Source organism: Falsiroseomonas oryzae (assembly GCF_027856955.1).
Taxonomy (GTDB): Bacteria; Pseudomonadota; Alphaproteobacteria; order Acetobacterales; family Acetobacteraceae; genus Falsiroseomonas; species Falsiroseomonas oryzae.
On record NZ_JAPSMD010000616.1, the window covers coordinates 1 to 2,520 of the forward strand.

The 2,520-nt window shown below is 75.3% G+C and carries 3 protein-coding genes; 1 reads left to right on the top strand and 2 read right to left on the bottom strand.

What is annotated here, in order from left to right; all coding sequences use genetic code 11:
- Together OZN99_RS29670 and tsaD are read right to left on the bottom strand one after the other, a co-directional pair.
- Positions 1-203: hypothetical protein (locus tag OZN99_RS29670; protein WP_270938814.1), on the bottom strand; the 203-nt coding region annotated here is incomplete at its 3' end.
- 11 nt (positions 204-214) lie between these two features.
- Positions 215-1,276: a tRNA (adenosine(37)-N6)-threonylcarbamoyltransferase complex transferase subunit TsaD gene (gene tsaD / locus OZN99_RS29675; RefSeq protein WP_408611977.1), complete on the bottom strand. Its 1,062-nt coding sequence runs from the start codon at positions 1,274-1,276 to the stop codon at positions 215-217.
- Between the two features lie 37 nt (positions 1,277-1,313).
- Between tsaD and hemC the strand changes: the two genes are divergently transcribed.
- Positions 1,314-2,369 carry a hydroxymethylbilane synthase gene (gene hemC, locus OZN99_RS29680; protein WP_408611976.1) on the top strand — a complete coding sequence of 352 codons (1,056 nt, stop codon included), beginning with the start codon at positions 1,314-1,316 and terminating at the stop codon, positions 2,367-2,369.
- Positions 2,370-2,520: the final 151 nt, after the last annotated feature.

Here is a 2,520-nt window from a genome sequence, read left to right on the forward strand (position 1 = left end):
TCCGGCGGCTCCGCCAGGCGCGCCGCGACGCGGGCGCGCGCCGCGTCGTCCGCGCCGCGCAGCAACGCGCCGAGGGCGAGGCGCGTGACCAGGCCGTAGGCTTCCAGCTCCAGCTGCTGGCGCCGCATCTGCATCAGCAGGTCGGTCATGTCCTGCAGCGTCTCGCGCAGGTCCTGCGTCTTCACGGTGGGCTTGAAGGCCATGGCGGGGTGCCTCAGGCAGAGAGGGTGTCGAGCGGCCAGCGCGGCCGCGGGGCGTGGTCGAGGGTGTCGGTGAGCCCGGCGCGCAGGCGCTCGATCCCGGCCCAGGCGACCATGACGGCGTTGTCGGTGCAGAGCCGGATGGGCGGCGCGACCAGCGGCAGGCCCGCCCTTGCCGCGACCTCGGCCAGGGCGGCGCGGACTGCGGCATTCGCCGCGACGCCGCCGGCCACCACGAGCGCGGTCGCCTGTGGCAGCATGGCCAGCGCATGGCGCGCGCGGTCGGCCAGCACGGCGGCGACGGACGCCTGGAAGCTCGCGGCGAGGTCCCGCCGGCCTGCGGCATCCAGGCCCCTGGCCACCGCCTGCGCCACGGCCGTCTTCAGTCCGCTGAAGGAGAAGTCGCAGCCGGGCCGACCGAGCAGCGGGCGGGGCAGGGGGATGCGGGCGGGGTCGCCACCCTCGGCCAGCCGCTCCAGATGCGGCCCGCCCGGCCAGGGCAGGCCGAGCAGCTTGGCCGACTTGTCGAAGGCCTCCCCCACCGCGTCGTCCAGCGTGGTGCCGAGCCGGCGGTGACGCCCGACGCCCTCGACCGCGACGCACTGGCAATGCCCGCCGGAGAGCAGCAGGAGCAGGTAGGGGAAGCGCAACCCGTCGGGGCTGACCGAGGGCAGCCGCGGCGAGAGGGCGTGCGCCTCCAGGTGGTTGATGGCGAGGTAGGGGATGCCGCGCGCCGTGGCGATCCCCTTGCCGAGCGTCGCGCCCACGATCAGCCCGCCGATCAGCCCGGGGCCGGCCGTGGCGGCCACGGCGGCCAGGCCGGCCGGCGTCGTGCCGGCCTGGTCCAGCACGCGGCGGACCAGCGCGGGCAGGTGCTGCAGATGGGCGCGCGCCGCGATCTCCGGCACCACGCCGCCGAAGGGCGCATGGTCAGCGAGCTGGCTCAGCACCGCCTCGGCCAGTACGGTGCCGTCGCCGCGCAGCACGGCGGCCGCCGTCTCGTCGCAGGAGCTTTCCAGGCCGAGGACCAGACCAATCTGCGAGCTGTCGGCGCCGGATTCCGGCCTGGCAGGCACTTTCGCCACCCCTTCTGCGGTTCTAAGACGCGCCTCCATGTCGGTAGCCCATCCGCCGGGTCCAGCCCATCCCGGGGCCCACCCCCACATGCAGCACGGCGCCCCGCGCGCCGCGGCGCATCCCCATGTGAAGGCGCATATCCGCGCGCTGCCGCTCCGGGTGGGGACCCGCGGATCGCCGCTGGCGCTGTGGCAGACCCGGCATTTCCTGGGGCTCATCACGAAGTTCTGCCCGGTGCTGCGCGACGCCAAGGCCTTCGAGGAGCACGCGATCGCGACCTCCGGCGACAAGATCCAGGACCGGCGCCTGGCCGATGTCGGCGGCAAGGGGCTGTTCGCCAAGGAGATCCACGAGGCGCTGGCGGATGGCCGCATCGATTTCGCGGTGCACAGCCTGAAGGACCTGGAGACCGAGCTCCCGCCCGGCATCGTGCTCGCCTGCACCCTGACGCGCGAGGACAGCCGCGACGCGCTGATCCTGGGGCCGAAGGCGGGCGCGATGGACGCGGCCGATCCCTTCGCCTGCCTGCCTGCCGGTGCCGTGGTGGGCACCGCCTCGGTCCGCCGGCAGAGCCAGATCCTGCATGCGCGGCCCGACCTGAGGATCGAGATGATCCGCGGCAACGTGCAGACGCGCCTGGCCAAGGTGCGGTCTGAGGACGGGCCGGCGGCTTCGCTGCTCGCGCTGGCTGGGCTGCGGCGGCTCGGGCTGGAGGGCGAGGCGGCGGTGGTGCTCGATCCGGAGGCGATGGTGCCGGCGGCGGGCCAGGGCATCGTCGGCGTCACCGTGCGCGCCGACGACGTGGAACTGTTGGAACTGCTCGCCGCCATCGAGGACGCCGAGGCGCGCGCCATCTCCACCGCGGAACGCGCGCTGCTCGCGGCGCTGGACGGGTCGTGCCGGACGCCGATCGGCGGCCACGCGCGTCTGCTGCCGGACGGCCGGTTGCACCTCACCGGTCTCGTCGCGCGCGCCGACGGGTCCTTCCTGCTGAAGCGCAGCCTGCACGGCGCCCCGGACGACGCTGCGCGGCTGGGCCGGGAGCTGGGCGAGAGCCTGCGCAGGGATTCGCCTGCCGACATCTTCGGGTGACCGATCCGGGCGCAGGCGGCGCGGTGCTCGTCACCCGGCCCGAGCCGGGCGGGGCGGAGACCGCGGCGCGACTCGCGGCGCTGGGCTGGGAGCCGGTGGTGGCGCCCGCGCTGGTGCTCGCGCCGCGCGCCTTCGCCCTGCCGGCCGTTCA